Raw genomic sequence first — 19,941 nt, forward strand, 5'->3', positions numbered from 1 at the left:
ATTATACTCGTTGTTGATTCTGTTGATTCTGTTGATTCTTGAGATAGTTGTTATACCAAATCTGTAGTGCTTGTTGTGTTTCTTGATTCAAAATCACTTGAGGGCGAGCATCGTAAACCTGTTTTAGTGCTTCAGTTAAATCTTGTGCTTGACCACTATATATCAACCAAGCAACCACAACGGTTGCGCTACGGGAATAGCCTAATTTGCAATGAATATAAACAGTGCCTTGTTGAATAAGTTTTTCTATTGATAACATTGCATTGCTAATATCATTTGGCGATAAAGGTAATAAATCGATTTGAGGCTGGGCTAAATAAAATTGTTTTTTACTAAATCGATTTCTTGGCCATTCACAGGTTAAATCAAAAACAGCCTGTGCTTTTAAGTGATAAAGAGGGCGTCCTCCCAATAGAATATTTTCTGTTATTTGGCTTGGTGTGCGGCAGCGTTTTAAATAATAGCGATAAGTACACCAAGCAAAAAAACGATAAGGTAACAGGATTATTTGTGCCGAAAGTGATACTTCGCCTTGTGGCGTCTTTTGAAAAATAGTCGCGCCAGCGCCTAAATAACCAAGTGTAATAAAAGTCAGTGTGATTGCCGGCCAAATAAATAACCAAAAAATACCTTGCAGTCCTACCGCGATAATATAGAAAAGCAGAGCAGATAGAGCGTAGTTTTTAGCAATACGTAAACTGCGTTTGCTTGCGCTAAATTGCCATTGCCAGCGAGTTTTTATGGGGAATAAATAACAGACCAATACCCCTACAGCAAATCCCGTAATAATATCAATAAAATGATGTTGCCAAGTGGTGAGTACTGATACCGCAATTAATAGTGACCATAAATTTAGCACCCAACGCCATGATGTGGGTGTGTGTGCTCTAAAGCGTAACCAAATTATCCACAATAAAATAATATGTAGCGAAGGCGCTTGATTATAAGGCAAATCGAAACCTTCAAGTTGAGTAAATAACCAACCAGAAAACCCATCTGTTACAGGACGAGTAAAACTAAATTTTAGTGGAAATAATAAAAAACCACTACAGGCAATAAAAGAGGCGGCTATCAGACGAATACCATGAATAAACTGTTCTCTTAGTGTTGTGCAAATAAACAGTGATATACCATAAGCTAGATTAACGCTCCAATAAGGGATAATTGTCCAAGGTAAAAAGGGGATATATTTTTCCCAAGGATAAACAAAAGAAGAGATATTTGATAAGGTTGAAGTATAAGCATTTACTTGCATATAAGTTAAATAGAAAAAAGGCGCAAGGAAGAGTAGCCACAAAATACCAGCAAGCCAGATCCCTTTTTTATTTGATGATATAGGCGTGTGAGTGTATCCACTCATCATAAAATTCCTTTCTTCAATTTAGCGACTAATATCGCCATATGATAGCCATATAGCGATATTATTAGTTGATTTATTTATTATTTAGACATCATAGGATTAGCAGCGTTTTGCAATTGATACGCTAAAAATACCCCAGTGATCAATATATTGATCGAGTTTTTCAAAACCAGCTTCTTCAACCAATGCGTCCATTTCTCCTTGGCTTCGACAGCGCATAATCCAAGGTTGTCCATTTTGGTGGCTTGGTAATACACGAGCAATCATTTCAAGTTGAGGGTGCCAAGGTTGGCAAGTATAAATAAGTAAACCGCCAGAAGGGATAGCTTGGGATAACCCTTTTAGTGATTCTCTGAGTAGCTGATTTTCAGGGAATAGTTCATAAAGTCCACTAACGATAGCTAAAGTAGGTGAAGGTGATACCGCACTGAGACTTTCGCTATCAAAAGCATTTCCTTCTTCAAAACGAACTTTATCTTCTAAGTGTCGTTCTTTTATTGCGATGCGACCTTGTTCAACATTGATGCTGCTATAGTCACGCATCAAAATAGAATCAACTTTGCCATAATCATTAATGGCATCAAATAAGTAACGACCTTGCCCTGCGGCAATATCCATAATATGAACAGGCATATTGTTTTTTGTTAACTGTCGAATTGCATAACGGATGGTATTTTCGATATTAATTTTACGCTGACGAATACCTTGCCAGCCAATACTATTTAAATATTGTTTATCAACAACACGGCCAAATAAACCTTTTCCTTGAGGGTGATTACGATAGACATAATCAAGTGTTGACCCTGAATCAAAGCCTTTATCATAACCCAATGCAACACCTTCAGAGGCTTTGCCTAAAGTACGCATTGAGCGACTAAGTACCTTATAGTACATTTTTTTAGGGCAAAATTTAGGTAAGGGGGTGAGTAATGAACGATAAACATCTGCACTGTGGCTCCATTTATCTTCTTGACGATAGTCATGTTGATAAACTGGTTGAGCGAATAGCGCCTCAATAAAAGTGCGCATTTTATCTATTGCAATAATGCGATCTTTTTCGCCTAACGTGTCATGGTAAAAACCCGGTAAAACATATTTTTCTTTAATGGGGGTATTTAAGCGTTGGTAGAACAGATGTTGTGGTTTGGCATGTACAACGTGATCGTTACCTGAAATAAATAACTGAGTAGGTAAGGTAATTGCACTGGCATCTTCGACAACGCGGTCGGCCGTTTTATACAGCTCTAATAAAATATTAACAGCGATAGCACGAGTAATAAGAGGATCTTTATTAAATGAGTCAATGCGACTTTGGTCATGAGTAAGATATTTGGCTTTTACATAGGAGTTAACATAAAAAAGACCGCGGATCTTTTGCATCAAAGCCAATCCTGTGCGAGCAAAAGGCACATAAAGTTTTACTTTAAATGCTGGAGATGCCAAAACCATGCCACGGATCTTAGGGGCATAATCATGCACCCAGCCGGCAACAAGAACGGCACCAACACTTTGGCCCACAACAATGATATTTTCTAACGGAATATCATAATTAGATGATACGTAATGAATAAATTCATCGATATCTTTTATTGATGTGCCCATTGATGGGCTATATCCCCTAGGCCCTTCATTTTTTCCATGTCCACGAGCATCCCAAGCAAACATCGAAAAATCAGGTAAATCAAGTTCATCAACAAGGTGAGCCACACGACCAGAGTGTTCATGGCCTCGATGAAATAAAATGATTGCTTTATTTTCAGTGGTAATTTGAGAAGGCCAATAGCGATAAAAAAGTGGTGTTTTATCGCTGGTGGTAAACTCAGACTCAACCATATTCCTTTGTGTTTGGTACTGTATTTGTTGATTCATAACGATGTATCCTTATCTTTACCTGTTAATTGTACTTCTTTTAATGCGCGATTAATGCGGTGACAACAGGTCAACAAGAGTAATAAATTGATAATAATGAAAAGATAGAAAGTGTTTTCTGATAATGCCAACGAGGGAAAAAGGCCGATAAAAAAAGCTATTGAGCCAAAAACAAATGCTCTATCGCTTTTTCCCATGGGTCCGTCATAACGGCGAGTCGCATGAATAGTTTGTGCGAGTACGCCGACAAACTCTGTCATTATCATTAAAAATAGCGCGAGAATGATCCACCAAAAAGCGTGCGGAAAAATAAAAGCAAAAGGAAGATAAAGGGCAACATCAGAAATGACATCGCTAGTTTCATTTAATATGGCACCCAATGTACTTTTTTGATTGTGTTCTCGTGCCAGCATTCCATCGATGGCGTTGAGTGCCATACGAAAAAAAAGAATAAAAGGAAGTAATAAAAAAAGCCGAGGTGTAGGGTAAAGCAATAATAGCCCTCCCATTGCAACTGATAACAACAGCGCAAATAGTGTGACTTGATTAGCGCTGATCCCTCGTTGAGAAAGTTTTATAACATAAGGGCGTAATAGTGATTGGAATTTAGGTTTTAGGTCATAAATAGTCATGACGCTTCCTTGTGTTCTAAAGTTTAATTATTAACCTAATACTGGTTTTTTATTTTTAACTGATTTTTATCTAATTGAATATCTTTATTTTTATGTTTTTTATTCGGTTCATAATTAAAGCAAAAGCAGGCATGGAAAATTGCTTGAGTAAATAATTAGATAGCGACAATAAGTCAGCAATGAAAGGTAAGTGCAACATTAGTATTATCAGACAGTTCTGTGCTAGCTCTATGTGATTTTATTGAGGGAATAGCACCAAGCCAATATTTTATTTCCTTACAGCTTCCAATGAAATTAGTTTAATTAATCGAAAATATTCTTTTAAATAAAATATAATTCTAACTAATTTATTATTTCAGTGTAGATTACCGAATTAATTCAACCCATCAATAAAAGTAGATAATGATAATTATTATCATTATCATATTTGTGCGTTACATGATTTTCTAACTATTTATTAATCTTATAACCATACAAAAGATACTTTTATTATGATCCATTTATCAGCAAAGAAACCTGCCTATCATTGGGGGATTGGGGTATTTTCATCATCAGCCATTGCATTATTATTGACTTCGCTGACTTCATTAAATAGCTATGCTGGTGAGAATACAAAACCAGAAAAAGTTATTTCTGCAACCTCAGCAACGCAAATGCAAACGGAACAACAACGTGAGAAAATTGTTATTGAACCAATTTATGTAGGCGGGGAATTAAACTCAAGTGTTGATGCAGGAAGTACGGTGCTTACACTTAAAGATATCAATAGAATACAACCTAACAATATTGCAGAATTAGTCGATAAATTGCCAGGTATTTCATCATCGGGTTCACCAAGACCTGGTGGACAAACGTTAAATATTTGGGGAATGGGTAATCCAGAAGATATTAAAATTACACTTGATGGCACGCCTAAAACATTTGAGAAATATCGCCAAGGTTCGATATTTATTGATCCTGAATTAATACGTCGTCTTGATGTAGATAAAGGCCCTCATAATATTACCCAAGGCAATGGTGGATTTGGTGGCTCAGTAAGAATTGAAACGAAAGATCCTGATGATTTATTATTACCCAATCAGAATATTGGGATGTTTTTAAAATATGGGCATCACACTAATGATAAACAAAATCGTTATAGTGGGGCAGTATATGGCAAGTTATTAGATGGCAAAGCGGATGGTTTATTCTATTTTAATCGCCGTGAAAGTGATGATTTAAGACGCCCAGATGGGACTAAATTTGGCTATTCTCAATCAGATCAAGATTCATTTTTAATTAAAACCAATCTCTATTTAACCGATGAGCAAACATTAACATTATCCGCATCAAGATCAGAAAGTGATGGTTGGACCCCTTGGGCTGCTAAGCGCGATGAATTAGCTAAACCTAGCCAAGGTGATGTGGATAAATATGGTTTTGATGCGGCGATGAAACGTAAATTAGTTTATCGTGACCAGAAAGATGACACCTTCAGTGCAAAATGGAATATTCAACCTGTTGATTCTGATTTAATTAATTTAACGCTAACTTATGGTTATTCAAAAACCAAACAGAATGATAGTCGTCCTGAAACAGCAAGCTCATATTTTAGCGGCAGCATGGGAAACCAAAGCTGGGTTAATTATAGAAATCATCAAATCGAAATTAAAAATGAAAGTACACTGATGCATGGCGCATTTGAGCATCAGGTGATGATAGGAACACGTTGGCATCGAAATGATCGTGATGTGTTGATGTTTACTCGAGATAAAGCTAAAAATCCAAATTATAACTATGGTTATTACGCGCCTCCTTATATGCCTGAAGGAACGCAAACCACCACAAGTTTCTATTTACAAGATTCTATTAGCTATAAAACCTTAACGATAACACCTGGTGTTCGCTACGATATTGTAAAAAACCAAGGAAAGGGAAGTCGTGCAATTGTTTATCAAGATCCAAATCCTTATTTTGGTCATGATTATTCTGATGTGACTTATAGCGGAGCAACGCCTCATTTAGGTTTGTTATGGAAAATGAATCAGAATATCCGTTTCTTTAGTGATTTAACTTATACATGGCGAGCTCCACTGATTGATGAACAATATGAAGTTCAATCAAGCATTTCAAGTTTAACAGGAACAAGTCGCCATTTAGATAAAGAAACGATCCGTGCATTTCGGATTGGTGCGATAGCTGATTTTGAAAATGTATTCCAGCAACAAGACCAAGTGCAATTGAGAACGACATTGTTTGATAGCCACGGTAAAGATGAAATATTCCGCCGTCGTGGTGTTTATTGTGAGAGCCAAAAAGTGGATGGGCATAATGGAAATTGTCCGCCGTCCATTGGTAATTACCGTAATTTACCGGGTTATCATATTCAAGGAATGGAAATTGAAGCCTTTTATGATAGTTCCAACCTATTTGGTCGTTTAGCGTATTCCACCATGAAAGGGACGCGTGACCAATCGCCGCGTGATCCGTGGTTTGGTCAAAAAACATGGATTGCAGAAATTCAGCCTGATGCTTTACATGCCACTATTGGGATAAAAGTACCGCAAATTAACGTCAATATGGGGTGGATGGGGGACTTTATTGGTGCTCAGCGTCGTTCTCCGATGGATAATGACCCTGATGCTGCTTATTGGTCACTACCAAAAAGTAAAGGCTATTCGATACATGGTTTATTTGCTAATTGGGAACCCACTTTTATTCATAATACTGAAGTGCGTTTTACTGTCGCTAATTTATTTAACCAAGATTATTACCCTTATTTAGGTGAGTCAGTATCTGGTGTTGGGCGTGATTTCAGATTTACAGTAGTAAAAAGGTTCTAATTTTTATTAATAAAAAAACAGGTCACGATAGAGTGACCTGTTTGCTTATAAAAGAAAATATATTAACTATTAATACATTCTATTTAGCGGCATTACGCGCTTCTTCAACCCAGCCATCAAACGTTTTTTGGTGAGCTTTTATCCATGCATTGGCATGACGCTCAATATCAGCCTGTGATTTCTGACCATTATGCATACGCAAGTTTTGCGCATTGATATCAGTGACAGAAACTTTCATGACCTCAAAAAGTTTTGCTGCAGCAGGGTTTGCTTGTGCCCATTTTTTATTCGCAGCAATATGCATTGTGCTTGGTGGAAAACCGTAGTTTTTCCCATTTGGTAAGGTGGTATCGGTTTTATCATCACCCGGCAGTGAGGAGAAAGGCACCTGTAGCCACACCACATCTTTACCCGGTTTTAATACATCACTGATCCAATAAGGTGTCCATGTGTAATAAAAGATAGGTTTCCCTTCTTTAAAACGTGTAATGGTATCAGCCATCATCGCTGCATAGTTACCTTGATTATGAGTGACAGATTTTTCTAAATCATAGGCTTTTAAATGATTATTGATTGCTTCTTCACAACCCCAGCCTGGATTACAACCGGTTAAGTCAGCTTTACCATCACCATTTGAATCGAATAGCTTAGCAATATTAGGATCTTTAAATTGCTCTATATTAGTGATGTTATATTTTTCAGCAGTTTTTTTATCAATTAAATAGCCTTGCGCGGCGTTTACAACATAATCACCTTTGCGATAAAAGGTATTGTCACCACCTGCGGCAGCATATTGTGAATTATGAAGTGGTACCCAACTGACCGCCATAAACGTCGCATCGCCATTGGCGATAGAAGAGTAAGCGACGTTGTAGTCGACTTCTTTAGTCGGTTGAACTGTATAGCCTAATTGTTCGAGTGCTTTGTTGACGATTAATGTCTGAAAAGTTTCTTCAGAAATTGTGCTTTGCACTGGTTGAACCGAAACCCCTTTACCGGGTAAATCAGCAGCGGATAACTGGGTGCTTATCAGTGTGGCGGACAATACCGTTGCCCAGAGAACTGGATTACGCATAGTTTTTCCTTCTGTTGTGAGAGTAAGAGATAAATAGCGGTAATTAAACTACCACTTTTATCTCTAATATTGATTGAACTTGATGTTCTTGATTTAATTTTAGTGATAACAACGTTGTGTATTAGATTTATGCTTTTTTGCCTACGACTCGACAAATTAAGCCAATAGGGCCGGTTAGATACCAGCGACGATTTCCTTTCGAGCGATTATTTTGACCCAAAGATTGTGTTAGTCGATCAAGGATTATTGCCAGAATAACGATACCTGCACCACCTACTGCGGCAAGTCCCATATCAAGGCGACCAATACCACGCAATACCATCTGACCTAAACCACCTACAGCTATCATTGAGGCAATAACGACCATTGAAAGGGCTAACATTAAGGTTTGATTCACACCCGCCATAATTGTTGGCATGGCTAAGGGTAATTGCACCTTAAATAGCATTTGGCGAGGACTTGCTCCAAATGATTGTGCCGCTTCAATTAAATCTTCAGGTACTTGTTTAATACCTAAAATAGTCAGACGCACTATAGGCGGTAAAGCAAAGATAATAGTGACAACAACACCGGGCACATTACCAATACCAAAAAGCATTACGATAGGTACTAAATAGACAAATGCAGGTGTTGTCTGCATAGCATCTAAAAGAGGCCTGACTATTTTTGAAGCCCTATCACTATGAGCAAGCCATATTCCTAACGGAAGGCCAATAATTAAGCAGAACAGCAGCGAGGTGAGCACTAATGATAGTGTTATCATCGCTTCAGACCATGCACCGATAGCTCCAATTAATATCAATGAAATAAAAGAGGTCGCTCCCATTACTTTGCCTGAAAGCTGCCATGCAATAAGTGAAAACAAAATAATGGCAACAGGAGCGGGCATTGAGGTTAAAAAGTTTTCAAAACCACCGAGTACAAGATCAACGGGAACACGTATGCCTTGGAATAGTGGGCGAAAATGAAGTACAACCCAGTCTATTGCCTCTGTTACCCATGAATCTAATGGGATCAGCGTATGCTGAAAGGGATCTAAAATATTAAATTGATCAGTTGTGGTATCGGTAGGGACAGCATCTAACCAATCACCACCTGCTGATGATGTATCAACCGTTTCAGTGCCACCGGTTCCCCACGGATCAGCATCAGTAGTCGTGCTATCAGCACTACTCCAAGGATCGTCATCTACAGCATTGTTTTGCATTTCTTGTGGTGCTGTTTGTGTGGCGGTATTATCTGTTGCGGTATCTTGAGTGTCCATTTCCCAAGGATTGGCTTGGTGGGTTGTATTACTCATTTGGTGTCTCCTTATCCAGTGCTTGTAACAACATTCCTTTTGAAATTAAACCAAGGTAGCGGTTTTTATCATCAATAACAGGAATGGCACAGGGAGATTGTGCAACAGTGGAAATCAGTTCATTTAACGGTGTTTCACCATTAATGGCGCAAGGCTCAGTTAAAATTGCAGATTCAATAGGTTGTTTATTTTTTAATGCTTCTTCCAGTGAATTAATCGAGACAATGCCGATAAATTTTCTACCTCGCTCAATAAGATAACCAAAGTTTCTATCTTCATCTTCAAGCACTTTTAATGCAGAACGAGGGCCAAATCCTGGGGCAACATGCAGTAATGTTTCAGGGCGGCGTTTTGCGACATCTTTTGCACTAAATACGTGGCTAATATCAACACCTCTAAAGAAGGTGCGTACATAATCATTCGCTGGATTATTCAGTATTTCATCGGGTGTACCAATTTGAACGACCACACCACCTTGCATAATGGCAATTCTATCGCCAATACGCATTGCTTCATCAAGATCATGAGAAATAAATACTATCGTGCGTTGTTTATCGCCTTGCAAACTTAGCAATTCGTCTTGCATTTCGGTACGTATTAATGGGTCAAGTGCGGAAAATGCTTCATCCATCAATAAGATATCAGGATCATTTGCTAATGCTCGAGCAAGCCCAATACGTTGGCGCATACCACCTGATAGCTCATCAGGCCATGAGTTAGCATGATTTCCAAGGTTTACCTGCTCTAAAGCGGCCATCGCTTTTTCATAGCGTTCTTCTTTGCTTAACCCAGCAAGATCCATACCGAAAGCTGTATTATCAAGTACATTCATATGTGGCATTAAAGCAAAAGATTGAAACACCATACTGATTTTTTTACGACGTACCTGGCGGAGTTCCTTATCAGTCATTGTGGCAATATTTTCGCCATCAATAAGTACTTCGCCTCGGGTTGGATCTATCAGACGATTGAGAAGGCGCACTAATGTGGATTTACCAGATCCTGATAATCCCATGATGACAAATATTTCGCCTTCTTCAATGGCCAGATTTGCATTTTGAACACCGACGGTTAACCCTGTTTTATCAAAAATCTGGTCTTTATTCATACCCGATTCTAATAAATCAAAGGCACGTTTTGGGTGCTCGCCAAATACCTTATAGAGGTTTTTAACTTCTAATTTAATTGCCATGCAATATATCGTTCCCTATTAAAATAATGGAAAGAATAAATAAAAATATAATGAATTTATGGTGCTTAAATTCCTAATTAACGTTTTTAGTAAGGGAAATACCCTACCATAATGAAGCTGCCTGACAACCCTATGTTAATTAGAATTAACTAAATAAATTCTCTTTTTTTCTATCATATTGTTAATGATTAATAATTAAATAAAGCGAAATAATCTTTTTTTATAAAAAAATAATTGTTGTGATAACCCACTGAAATAACGTTATTTTTATAGACATTATTATTTTAATTATGATCTCAATAGAAATGATAATAAAAAGGCTATTTATAGAAATACTTTCAAGAAAATAAAAATGAATATAAATGCACTTACATTAATGTTTTTAATGTTTTATTGTGGTTGATAGGTGAATTATAAGGAAAATCATTAAAAATCATTCGTAAAAAATTGGCTATTTCAGATAATCGAACGGTAAAAACCATATAATTAGATTAATTAATGAGCAATAAAAAACGCACTAAAAAATAAGTTATATTTTTCAGTGCATTATATTTTTATTGTTAATACATAATTAAAATCAATGTATGCTGGCGTTGCTTTTGATTAGACACTTTTGGGTTAAATTAAAAATCCCAATCATCATCTTCTGTATTAATTGTTTTACCAATAACATAAGAAGAACCAGAGCCGGAAAAGAAATCATGATTCTCATTAGCATCTGGTGATAATGAAGAAAGAATAGCAGGGCTTACATCGGTTAATTCATCTGGGAATAAAGCTTCATAGCCTAAGTTCATTAATGCTTTATTGGCATTATAATGAAGAAATTTTTTTACATCTTCAGTCCAGCCTACAGAGTCATAAAGATTTTCAGTATATTTCACTTCATTATCATATAAATCTAACAGTAAAGAGAAAGCAAAATCTTTGATTTCTTGTTTTTCTAATTCTGATTTATTTAATAACTGATTTTGAAATTTATAGCCAATATAATAACCATGAACAGCTTCATCTCTAATAATAAGACGAATTAGATCAGCAGTATTGGTTAATTTACCTCTACTTGACCAATACATAGGTAAATAGAAACCGGAATAGAATAGAAATGATTCTAAAAAGACGCTGGCAATCTTTTTCTTAAGTGGGTCGACATCTTGGTAATAGCGTAGAATTATTTCAGCTTTCTTTTGTAAAAAAGGATCCTCTTCACTCCATCGATAAGCGGCATCTACATCGGTCGTTAAACAAAGTGTAGAGAAAATAGAGCTGTAAGAGCGAGCATGTACGGCTTCCATAAAGCAAATATTAGATAATACAGCTTCTTCATGTGGTGTAAGAGCATCTGGCATTAAAGTGGGTGCACCTACCGTATTTTGAATAGTATCGAGTAACGTTAATCCAGTAAAAACACGAATAGTGAGTTGCTTCTCTTTTGCTGTAAGCGTATTCCAAGAAGGAATATCATTAGAAAGTGGTATTTTTTCAGGTAGCCAAAAATTCATAGTAAGACGATTCCATACTTCAAGATCTTTCTCATCTTCTATACGATTCCAATTAATCGCATTAACACGATTTAAATAAGGTGCTGACATATTGCATCCTCCTTATTGTTATTTATTTTTATTAAAGTGCACATGAAACACAGCCTTTTATTTCAGTTCCGGCTAATGCTGTTTGTCGAATACGAATGTAATACAAGGTTTTAATACCTTTGCGCCAAGCATAGATTTGGGCTTTATTGATATCTCTTGTTGTTGCCTCATCAGAAAAGAACAAGGTTAATGATAAGCCTTGATCAATATGCTGTGTAGCTTGAGCATAGGTATCGATAATTTTTTCAGCACCAATTTCGTAAGCATCTTGATAATAGTGGCGATTTTCATTGGTCATAAACGGAGCTGGATAATAAACTCGACCAATTTTACCTTCTTTTCTTATTTCTATAGGCGCTGCAATAGGGTGGATGCTTGATGTAGAGTGGTTGATATAAGAAATAGAACCAGTAGGTGGTATTGCCTGTAAGTTCTGATTATAAATGCCGTAAGTCATGATCGATAGTTTAAGTTTTTGCCAATCTTCTTGAGTTGGAATATGTACATTTGATTGGCTAAATAGCTGGTGGATTTTTTGTGTTTTAGGCAGCCACTGTTGGGATAAATATTTATTAAAATATTCACCGGAAGCGTATTTTGAATTTTCAAAATTATTGAAAGTCTGTTTTTTTTCAATGGCTAATTGATTTGATGCTAATAAAGCATAATAAGTGACGGTATAAAAATAGATATTAGTAAAATCTAATGCTTCTTCAGAACCATAATAAATACCTTCTCGGGCTAAATAACCATGTAAATTCATTTGCCCTAAACCAATGGCATGAGAAGCTTGGTTGCCTTTTTGAATAGAAGGCACCGATTCTATTTTAGTCATATCAGCGACATTACTTAATGCTCTAATAGCAATATTAATCGTACGAGCAAAATCAGGCGAATCCATCGCCATCGCAATATTCATTGAACCTAAATTACAGCTGATATCATGGCCAATATAGCGATAACTTAAATCGGGGTGGTATTCACTGGCACTATTAACTTGAAGAATTTCAGAGCATAAATTACTCATATTAATTCGACCCGCAATAGGGTTATTTCGATTCACCGCATCTTCAAACATAATATAGGGATAGCCAGATTCAAATTGAATTTCAGCTAATGTTTGAAAAAACTCTCTAGCTTTAATTTTCTTTTTGCGAATATTGGCGTTATTTACCATTTCAGCATATTTTTCGCTAATGCTTATTTCAGACATAGGCATGCCATAAACCCGCTCTACATCATAAGGTGAAAAGAGGTACATATCTTCATTACGCTTAGCGAGCTCAAAGGTAATATCAGGAATAACGACACCTAAAGAAAGTGTTTTAATTCTGACTTTTTCATCTGCATTTTCTCGCTTAGTATCAAGAAAATGATAAATATCAGGGTGGTGAGCATGAAGATAAACGGCACCAGCACCCTGTCTCGCACCTAATTGATTGGCGTATGAAAATGCATCTTCAAGCATTTTCATTACAGGTACGACGCCAGAAGATTGATTTTCTATACGCTTAATTGGCGCACCAGCTTCACGCAAGTTTGTTAGTAAAAAAGCAACGCCGCCGCCGCGTTTAGAGAGTTGTAGTGCAGAGTTAACTGACCTACCAATAGATTCCATATTATCTTCAATACGCAAAAGAAAGCAGGAGACCAATTCGCCTCGTTGTTGTTTGCCACAATTTAAGAATGTAGGCGTTGCGGGTTGAAAGCGGCCACTAATAATTTCATCAACAATATGTATAGCAAGGTCGGTATTTCCTTGCGCAAGTGTTAATGCCACCATGCATACTCTGTCTTCATAGCGCTCAAGATAGCGTTCGCCATCAAAAGTCTTTAAGGTATAGCTGGTATAGTATTTAAAGGCGCCAAGAAAGGATTGAAAGCGAAATTTCTTGCTATAAGCATGCTTAAAAAGCTGTTTTATAAAGGAAAATTCATATTGTTCTAAAACTTGCGCCTCGTAATAGTGCTGCTGTACTAGAAAATCAAGTTTCTCTTTAAGATCGTGAAAAAATACCGTGTTTTGATTAACATGCTGACGAAAAAAGTGGTGGGTCGCTAATTTGTCTTTCTCAAATTGAATATTGCCTTGTTCGTCATAGAGATTGAGCATGGCATTTAACGCATGGTAATCAAGTTGTTCAGTTGATTGAGTCATGTTTATTATCTCACTGCATTGTTCAGGTCATTTAAACAGTTGACCAAAACGCACTTAATCCGGTTTTTACGCGCTTAACATCTTCTGGCGTGCCTAGAAGCTCAAATCGATAGAGAAAAGGCACTTGGCATTTTTGAGCGATAATATCGCCGGCTAATCCATAAGCGACACCAAAATTAGTATTGCCAGAAGCGATTACGCCACGTATTAAATGGCGGTTTTCAGGAATATTTAAAAACTGAATAACCGTTTTGGGAACTGCACCTTGAGTTCCACCGCCACCATAAGTAGGGCTAAGCAATACAAAAGGTTGTGTTGCAAGTAGCTGCTCATCTTCAATTAATCTTGTTGCTTGTATATTGAGCTTTTGCACGAAGCGGTGACAATTTTCAGAGCGACTTGAAAAATAGATTAAAGGTGCCGTTTGCATTAGTAGCTCCTTTTAGAGCGTAATTTGTCTTATTTTATCAGGACAAAATCCAGACCAATGTTGTTCGCCATTAACAACGACAGGCACTTGTCGATATCCCATCGAAACAATCTGTTCTAATGCTTGCGTATCTTTCGTGAGATCTACAGAGACAAACGGAATATTTTTCTGTTTTAACGCACGTTCAGTGGCACTGCATTGAACGCAATTCGGTTTGGTATAGAGGATCACAGACATAAACTAACCCTTATAAAAATGTAAACGCACAACAATAACGCTCACAATGAAAAGTGATTAGATACTATATATAGAGTTATTTATTTTCAACCACACAATATATGGTGGTTTTGTTGTTTGATAATGATTATTATTAAAATTAAACAGTTAGCGCACTAATTTTATTTTTCAATCGCTTTATTGATCAATTTTTATTAGGTATGCGAGTAATTAGATGATTGCTTTATAAATAAAGCATGATTTAATCTTGTGAATACAGACGGATCAGCAGAGAAAACATTATGTACCAAGACTATCTCGATACACCAAAAGAATTCCCAAAACCCTATATATCGATTACTGCAAATGAAGAGGGAATTACAAGCCTTTATTTTGTAGATGAAAAAGAAATTGCCGTTCATTCAAGTCCGATAATTAATCAATGTGTTAAGCAATTGAAAGAGTATTTTGCAGGTAAACGTACGACATTTTCAGTGCCATTAGCACCAGAGGGAACTGAATTTCAAGGCCGTGTTTGGCAAACACTTCAAACGATACCTTTTGGTGAAATTTGGAGTTATAAAAAATTAGCGCTTACATTAGGTTCAGTCAATTATTGCAGAGCGGTTGGAATGGCAAACTCACGTAACCCAATCTCTTTAATCATCCCTTGTCATCGAGTTATTGGACATAATGGAAAATTAGTGGGCTATACTGGTGGGTTAGATATTAAACGTTGGCTACTTCGTTACGAAAAAGTTGATATTGATGAATAGTTCATACTGTTAGTATTAAGTATTATTTCTTAAGAGAACTATGGCTTAAGTTATGAGATTTGTCTGAATATTAATCGGTTGGCAGAAAAAAAATGCGCGTTTCGTGATCTAGACTGTGGACAGCGAATCATCATTTTTGTTTTACTATAGCCAACGCAAAACGCTTGCGTTTATTTTCTATTTTAAAGGTAAACTTGATGTCTAAATTAAAAGGTAACGTTAAGTGGTTTAACGAAACTAAAGGTTTTGGTTTTATCACTCCAGAAGATGGCAGCAAAGATGTATTTGTACATTTTTCCGCTATTAGTTCAGAAGGCTTTAAAACCCTTGCTGAAGGTCAAAAAGTAGAGTTTGAAGTTACTGACGGCGCGAAAGGGCCATCTGCTGCAAACGTTGTCGCTATCTAATTAACGACTTCTTTGAGACAGTAAAAACCCGTTATTTAACGGGTTTTTATATTTAGAGTATTACATTTCTCTTAATAGCCAAAATGCAAATGCAGTCATTAAAAATGAACCTGCTAAGTTTGCTCCCATCGTTCCTAGTGCCCAACCTATTTTGCCTTCGGTAAGTAGCGCCACCACTTCAACCGAGAAGGTTGAAAATGTAGTTAAGCCACCACAAAACCCAGTAGTTAACATTATTTTCCAAATGGGGTCGATATGAGGCGCTTTACTAAACCAAGCAATTCCAAAAGCGATAATAAAAGCACCAATGCAGTTAGCTACAAATGTACCTGTTGCAAAGTGAGGAAAGAGAGAATTTAGGCGGTAGCTAATTAGCCAGCGTAACACGCTACCTAAACCACCACCTATAAATACAGCTATTGCAATATTGAGCATATTAAGAGATTAATTGTTATTTAACCTCAATCCCCTGAGCTTGAAGATCAGCATGATAAGATGAGCGAACAAATGGACCACAAGCTGCATGAGTAAAGCCCATCGCCAGTGCTTGTTCTTTCATGTATTCAAACTCGTCAGGACTGACGTAGCGTTGAACAGGAAGATGATGACGGCTTGGTTGCAGATATTGCCCCAGTGTCAGCATCGTTACCCCATGTTTGCGCAGATCACGCATAACGTCAATAATTTCTTCGTTTGTCTCACCTAGCCCAACCATTAAACCTGATTTTGTTGGAATATCAGGGTGTGCTTGCTTAAAACGCTCTAATAATGTAAGTGACCATTGGTAGTTAGCGCCTGGGCGTACTTGACGATAAACACGTGGCACATTTTCTAAATTGTGGTTGAAAACGTCAGGCGGTGTTTCTGTTAGGATCTCAAGTGCTTTATCCATACGGCCACGAAAGTCTGGTACTAATGTTTCAATACGAATAGTTGGATTTTTCTCACGGATTGCCGCGATACAATCAGCAAAGTGCTGAGCCCCCCCATCACGCAAGTCATCACGGTCGACAGAGGTGATAACGACATAGCGCAATCCCATATCTTTAATGGTTTGAGCTAGTTTTTGTGGCTCTTGTGGATCGGGTGCATTTGGGCGACCATGTGCCACATCACAGAATGGGCAGCGTCGTGTACAGATAGCACCTAAAATCATAAAGGTTGCTGTACCGTGGTTAAAACATTCCGCTAGGTTAGGGCAAGAGGCTTCTTCACATACTGAGTGAAGACCATTTTTGCGCATTGCCGCTTTGATGCCCTGAATCTTACTTGAATCAGCGGGCAGCTTTATTTTCATCCACTCAGGTTTACGTAGTAGTTCTTCTCGTTCTGTAACGACCGTTTTAACAGGAATAAGTGCCATTTTATCGGCGTCGCGATATTTAACTCCGCGTTCCATCTGAATAGGTTTACTCATAATTGTGCCAGTTCCAGTTATCTAGAGTGATTAACACGATGTGACTGAGGTAATCAGGGTTTTAAAAAAAAATGACAAATGTTAAAAAAATTATAGCATTTTTATTGCTGTGGTTGGAATCCTAGTTGCGTACAAAAATTTTTCACTAATAACGGTGTTATTTGTTCTGTCGTTACATTAGGCACAAAATCAACAAGTTGTGTCATTTTTAAATCAGGGTAACCACAGGGATTAATACGCATAAAAGGTGATAAATCCATATCAATATTTAATGCAAGACCATGAAAAGAGCAGCCTTTGCGAATACGTAGCCCTAATGAGCAAATTTTATTACCACTAACATATACACCTGGCGCATCTGTACGAGCGTAGGCTTCAACATTGAATGTAGCAAGGGTATCAATCACCGTATTTTCTAATGCAGTGACTAATTGACGAACGCCAATATGGTTACGTTTTAAATCAAGCAACACATACATCACTTGCTGACCTGGGCCATGATAAGTCACTTGGCCACCTCGATCAGATTGAATAACAGGAATAGTGCCTGTATTTAACAGGTGCTCTTCTTTACCTGCTTGGCCTTGGGTAAATACCTGCTCATGTTGAACGAGCCAAATTTCATCAGGTGTGTGACTTTCCCGTTTTTCCGTAAACTGATGCATAGAATCAGAAACCGGTAAATAAGGTTTTACACCCAATTGGCGAATAATGATTGTTTTGTCTTGCACCGTGAAAATCTTCATTTGTAGCGTAATTGTGAAAGGCAGTATAACGCTCTGGCAAATGAACTACCAGATTGAGATGTTTTTTTTCCGAAAGCAATAAAAAAATTAGCAGGAAAAATACAAAAAGGGCGCCTAACTTGGCGCCTTTTCTAAATAAATAATTGAATAAAAATAGATGATTACAGAACCATACGTACTAATTCAAGTTCACCAAGCTCTTTATATAGCGTTTCTACTTGGTCGATATGAGTTGCATTAATAGTAATAGAAACAGAGTGGTAGTTACCTTTGCTACTTGGTTTTACTGATGGTGTATAGTCACCTGGAGCATGACGTTGAATAACTTCAACTACTTGATCAACCAACTCTGGTTTTGCATGTCCCATGATTTTATAAGTAAATGAACAAGGGAACTCTAACAGTTCGTTTAATTTGGTTTTCATATTAAGTCCTTAAAGCAACAGACATTATTGTTGCAATCGATATATTGATATACCCAATATTGATAAATAAAAAGCGCATTCCTTAGTAAATAAGGAATGCGAGAGTGTTATTAGGGCAAATATCAAAATGGTAAATGGTGTTAAGCCAATATCTATATGTTAGTTATATATGGACAGATTTACCCATTTCAAGGTTTAGCTAAACCAGTGTGAAAATAATAATTTGATGTAATCAATCATGCGACTGAAAAAGCCACCTTCTTTTACTTCATTCATAACAACTAACGGGCGTTGCTCAATAATTTGGCCATCAAGTTGAAAGTTAATTACACCAACAACTTGGTTTTTAGCAACAGGTGCATGAAGCTCAACATTATCAAGAATATAACTGGCTTTTAAATCTTTTAAACGGCCACGAGGGATCGTTAAGTAAACGTCTTTTTCTACACCTAATTGCACTTTATCCATTTCGCCATACCAAATAGGTTCGGCTGCAAATTCTTTACCCACTTGCAGAGGTTTTACCGTTTCAAAAAAGCGAAAGCCCCAAGTCAGTAGTTTTTTACTTTCGGCATCACGGCCTTTAGGCGAGTGTCCGCCCATTACTGCAGAAATTAAGCGCATATCGCCTTCAGTTGCTGAAGCGACAAGGTTATAACCTGCCGATGCAGTATGGCCTGTTTTAATACCATCAACATTTAAACTCGTATCCCACAACAGACCATTACGGTTAGTTTGGCGAATATTGTTGTAGGTATATTCTTTTTCTTTATAGATTGCGTATTCATCAGGAACATCGCGAATAAGCGCTGCACCGATTAATGCCATATCACGAGCGGTGCTGTATTGGCCAGGCGCATCAAGTCCATGAACCGTTTGAAATTGAGTATTTTGTAGACCTAGGCGTTTAACGTAGTCATTCATCATGGTAACAAAAGTATCTTGGCTACCAGCAACATAAGAAGCCATTGCCACACAAGCATCATTACCTGATTGTAGATTAATACCACGGGTTAATTGCGCTACAGTAACCTGATCGCCCGGTTTTAAAAACATCAGCGACGAACCACGGAAAACAGGATTACCCGTTGCCCAAGCTTCTTCACCAATAGGAACGATATCGCTGTTTGAAATTTTTCCAGCACGAATAGATTGCCCAATAACATAACTGGTCATCATTTTGGTTAAGCTTGCTGGGTCACGGCGAACGTCTGCGTTCATTTCCGCTAGCACTTTTCCAGAATTATAATCGATAAGAATATAGGATTCGGCTTCGATACTAGGAACAGCAGGTATCATTGTTTTGATTGAATCATCAGCAAAGCTGTTATGGCTAAAAGCCAGTAATGCAAAAGTAGTGCTGAGTATGCTGGTTCTTAGTAATTTAGCTGGGAGTGTCTGTTTCATTCTGTTTGTTTATTCCGGAAATTCAGGGGAAAAATAGAGACCGATAAATAAAATATCAGCAAACTTGCCAGAGTTTACCCTTTAGTTTGCTGATATAAAAAGGATTAAATATAAATA

At 37.3% G+C, this 19,941-nt stretch carries 18 protein-coding genes; 3 read left to right on the forward strand and 15 right to left on the reverse strand.

The features are described from left to right. Nucleotide 1 precedes the first annotated feature (1 nt). The 3 genes from PH4a_RS11785 to PH4a_RS11795 form a co-directional block, all read right to left on the reverse strand. The gene (locus PH4a_RS11785) at nt 2–1,363 is read right to left on the reverse strand and encodes a phosphatase PAP2/dual specificity phosphatase family protein (protein WP_341868124.1); all 1,362 of its coding nucleotides are present in this window, start codon (nt 1,361–1,363) and stop codon (nt 2–4) included. A gap of 96 nt (nt 1,364–1,459) precedes the next feature. Next, nucleotides 1,460–3,229, reverse strand: a complete 1,770-nt coding sequence (locus tag PH4a_RS11790) for a bifunctional alpha/beta hydrolase/class I SAM-dependent methyltransferase (protein ID WP_129039956.1) — start codon at nt 3,227–3,229, stop codon at nt 1,460–1,462. Next, entirely contained in the window at nt 3,226–3,861 is a 636-nt protein-coding gene (locus tag PH4a_RS11795) for a CDP-alcohol phosphatidyltransferase family protein (RefSeq protein WP_129039958.1), read from the reverse strand. Before PH4a_RS11795 ends, PH4a_RS11790 begins: the two co-directional genes overlap by 4 nt. 491 nt (nt 3,862–4,352) lie before the next feature. Between PH4a_RS11795 and PH4a_RS11800 the strand changes: the two genes are divergently transcribed. After that, nucleotides 4,353–6,683 (forward strand): TonB-dependent hemoglobin/transferrin/lactoferrin family receptor, encoded by a 2,331-nt coding sequence (locus PH4a_RS11800; RefSeq protein WP_129039960.1) that lies wholly within the window; start codon nt 4,353–4,355, stop codon nt 6,681–6,683. A 79-nt stretch (nt 6,684–6,762) separates the two neighbouring features. Here PH4a_RS11800 and proX read toward each other — a convergent pair whose 3' ends face one another. The 7 genes from proX to nrdH form a co-directional block, all read right to left on the reverse strand. Next, nucleotides 6,763–7,758 (reverse strand): glycine betaine/L-proline ABC transporter substrate-binding protein ProX, encoded by a 996-nt coding sequence (gene proX / locus PH4a_RS11805; protein WP_129039962.1) that lies wholly within the window; start codon nt 7,756–7,758, stop codon nt 6,763–6,765. A 127-nt stretch (nt 7,759–7,885) separates the two neighbouring features. Then, a complete protein-coding gene (proW, locus tag PH4a_RS11810; protein WP_129039964.1) occupies nt 7,886–9,058 on the reverse strand; it encodes a glycine betaine/L-proline ABC transporter permease ProW in 1,173 nt (390 codons plus the stop codon). Continuing rightward, nucleotides 9,051–10,250 carry a glycine betaine/L-proline ABC transporter ATP-binding protein ProV gene (gene proV / locus PH4a_RS11815; protein ID WP_064719286.1) on the reverse strand — a complete coding sequence of 400 codons (1,200 nt, stop codon included), beginning with the start codon at nt 10,248–10,250 and terminating at the stop codon, nt 9,051–9,053. The genes proW and proV overlap by 8 nt, the downstream gene beginning before the upstream one ends. A gap of 623 nt (nt 10,251–10,873) precedes the next feature. Continuing rightward, nucleotides 10,874–11,842 carry a class 1b ribonucleoside-diphosphate reductase subunit beta gene (gene nrdF / locus PH4a_RS11820; protein WP_064719287.1) on the reverse strand — a complete coding sequence of 323 codons (969 nt, stop codon included), beginning with the start codon at nt 11,840–11,842 and terminating at the stop codon, nt 10,874–10,876. A gap of 31 nt (nt 11,843–11,873) precedes the next feature. Next, nucleotides 11,874–14,000, reverse strand: a complete 2,127-nt coding sequence (nrdE, locus tag PH4a_RS11825; protein WP_129039966.1) for a class 1b ribonucleoside-diphosphate reductase subunit alpha — start codon at nt 13,998–14,000, stop codon at nt 11,874–11,876. Between the two features lie 31 nt (nt 14,001–14,031). Beyond that, on the reverse strand, nt 14,032–14,430 hold the full coding sequence (gene nrdI / locus PH4a_RS11830) for a class Ib ribonucleoside-diphosphate reductase assembly flavoprotein NrdI (RefSeq protein WP_129039968.1): 399 nt from the start codon (nt 14,428–14,430) through the stop codon (nt 14,032–14,034). Nucleotides 14,431–14,442: 12 nt separating this feature from the next. After that, on the reverse strand, nt 14,443–14,667 hold the full coding sequence (gene nrdH, locus PH4a_RS11835; RefSeq protein WP_064719289.1) for a glutaredoxin-like protein NrdH: 225 nt from the start codon (nt 14,665–14,667) through the stop codon (nt 14,443–14,445). Nucleotides 14,668–14,948: 281 nt separating this feature from the next. On the opposite strand from nrdH, the gene PH4a_RS11840 reads away from it, so the two are divergent. Together PH4a_RS11840 and cspE are read left to right on the forward strand one after the other, a co-directional pair. Next, nucleotides 14,949–15,422 carry a methylated-DNA--[protein]-cysteine S-methyltransferase gene (locus PH4a_RS11840; RefSeq protein ID WP_129039970.1) on the forward strand — a complete coding sequence of 158 codons (474 nt, stop codon included), beginning with the start codon at nt 14,949–14,951 and terminating at the stop codon, nt 15,420–15,422. Between the two features lie 197 nt (nt 15,423–15,619). Continuing rightward, the gene (cspE, locus tag PH4a_RS11845) at nt 15,620–15,829 is read left to right on the forward strand and encodes a transcription antiterminator/RNA stability regulator CspE (RefSeq protein WP_064719291.1); all 210 of its coding nucleotides are present in this window, start codon (nt 15,620–15,622) and stop codon (nt 15,827–15,829) included. 60 nt (nt 15,830–15,889) lie between these two features. Here cspE and crcB read toward each other — a convergent pair whose 3' ends face one another. The 5 genes from crcB to dacA form a co-directional block, all read right to left on the reverse strand. After that, nucleotides 15,890–16,264 (reverse strand): fluoride efflux transporter CrcB, encoded by a 375-nt coding sequence (gene crcB / locus PH4a_RS11850; protein ID WP_064719292.1) that lies wholly within the window; start codon nt 16,262–16,264, stop codon nt 15,890–15,892. 16 nt (nt 16,265–16,280) lie between these two features. After that, complete coding sequence (gene lipA, locus PH4a_RS11855; RefSeq protein WP_129039973.1) at nt 16,281–17,246, reverse strand: lipoyl synthase; 966 nt, start codon at nt 17,244–17,246, stop codon at nt 16,281–16,283. A gap of 101 nt (nt 17,247–17,347) precedes the next feature. After that, the gene (gene lipB / locus PH4a_RS11860) at nt 17,348–17,992 is read right to left on the reverse strand and encodes a lipoyl(octanoyl) transferase LipB (RefSeq protein WP_129039975.1); all 645 of its coding nucleotides are present in this window, start codon (nt 17,990–17,992) and stop codon (nt 17,348–17,350) included. Nucleotides 17,993–18,153: 161 nt separating this feature from the next. Next, nucleotides 18,154–18,417, reverse strand: coding sequence for a DUF493 family protein YbeD (gene ybeD / locus PH4a_RS11865; RefSeq protein WP_129039977.1), 264 nt, complete (start codon nt 18,415–18,417; stop codon nt 18,154–18,156). Nucleotides 18,418–18,612: 195 nt separating this feature from the next. Beyond that, nucleotides 18,613–19,824, reverse strand: coding sequence for a D-alanyl-D-alanine carboxypeptidase DacA (gene dacA, locus PH4a_RS11870; protein WP_129039979.1), 1,212 nt, complete (start codon nt 19,822–19,824; stop codon nt 18,613–18,615). Nucleotides 19,825–19,941 lie beyond the last annotated feature (117 nt).

The organism is Proteus hauseri (genome assembly GCF_004116975.1).
GTDB classification, from domain to species: domain Bacteria; phylum Pseudomonadota; class Gammaproteobacteria; order Enterobacterales; family Enterobacteriaceae; genus Proteus; species Proteus hauseri.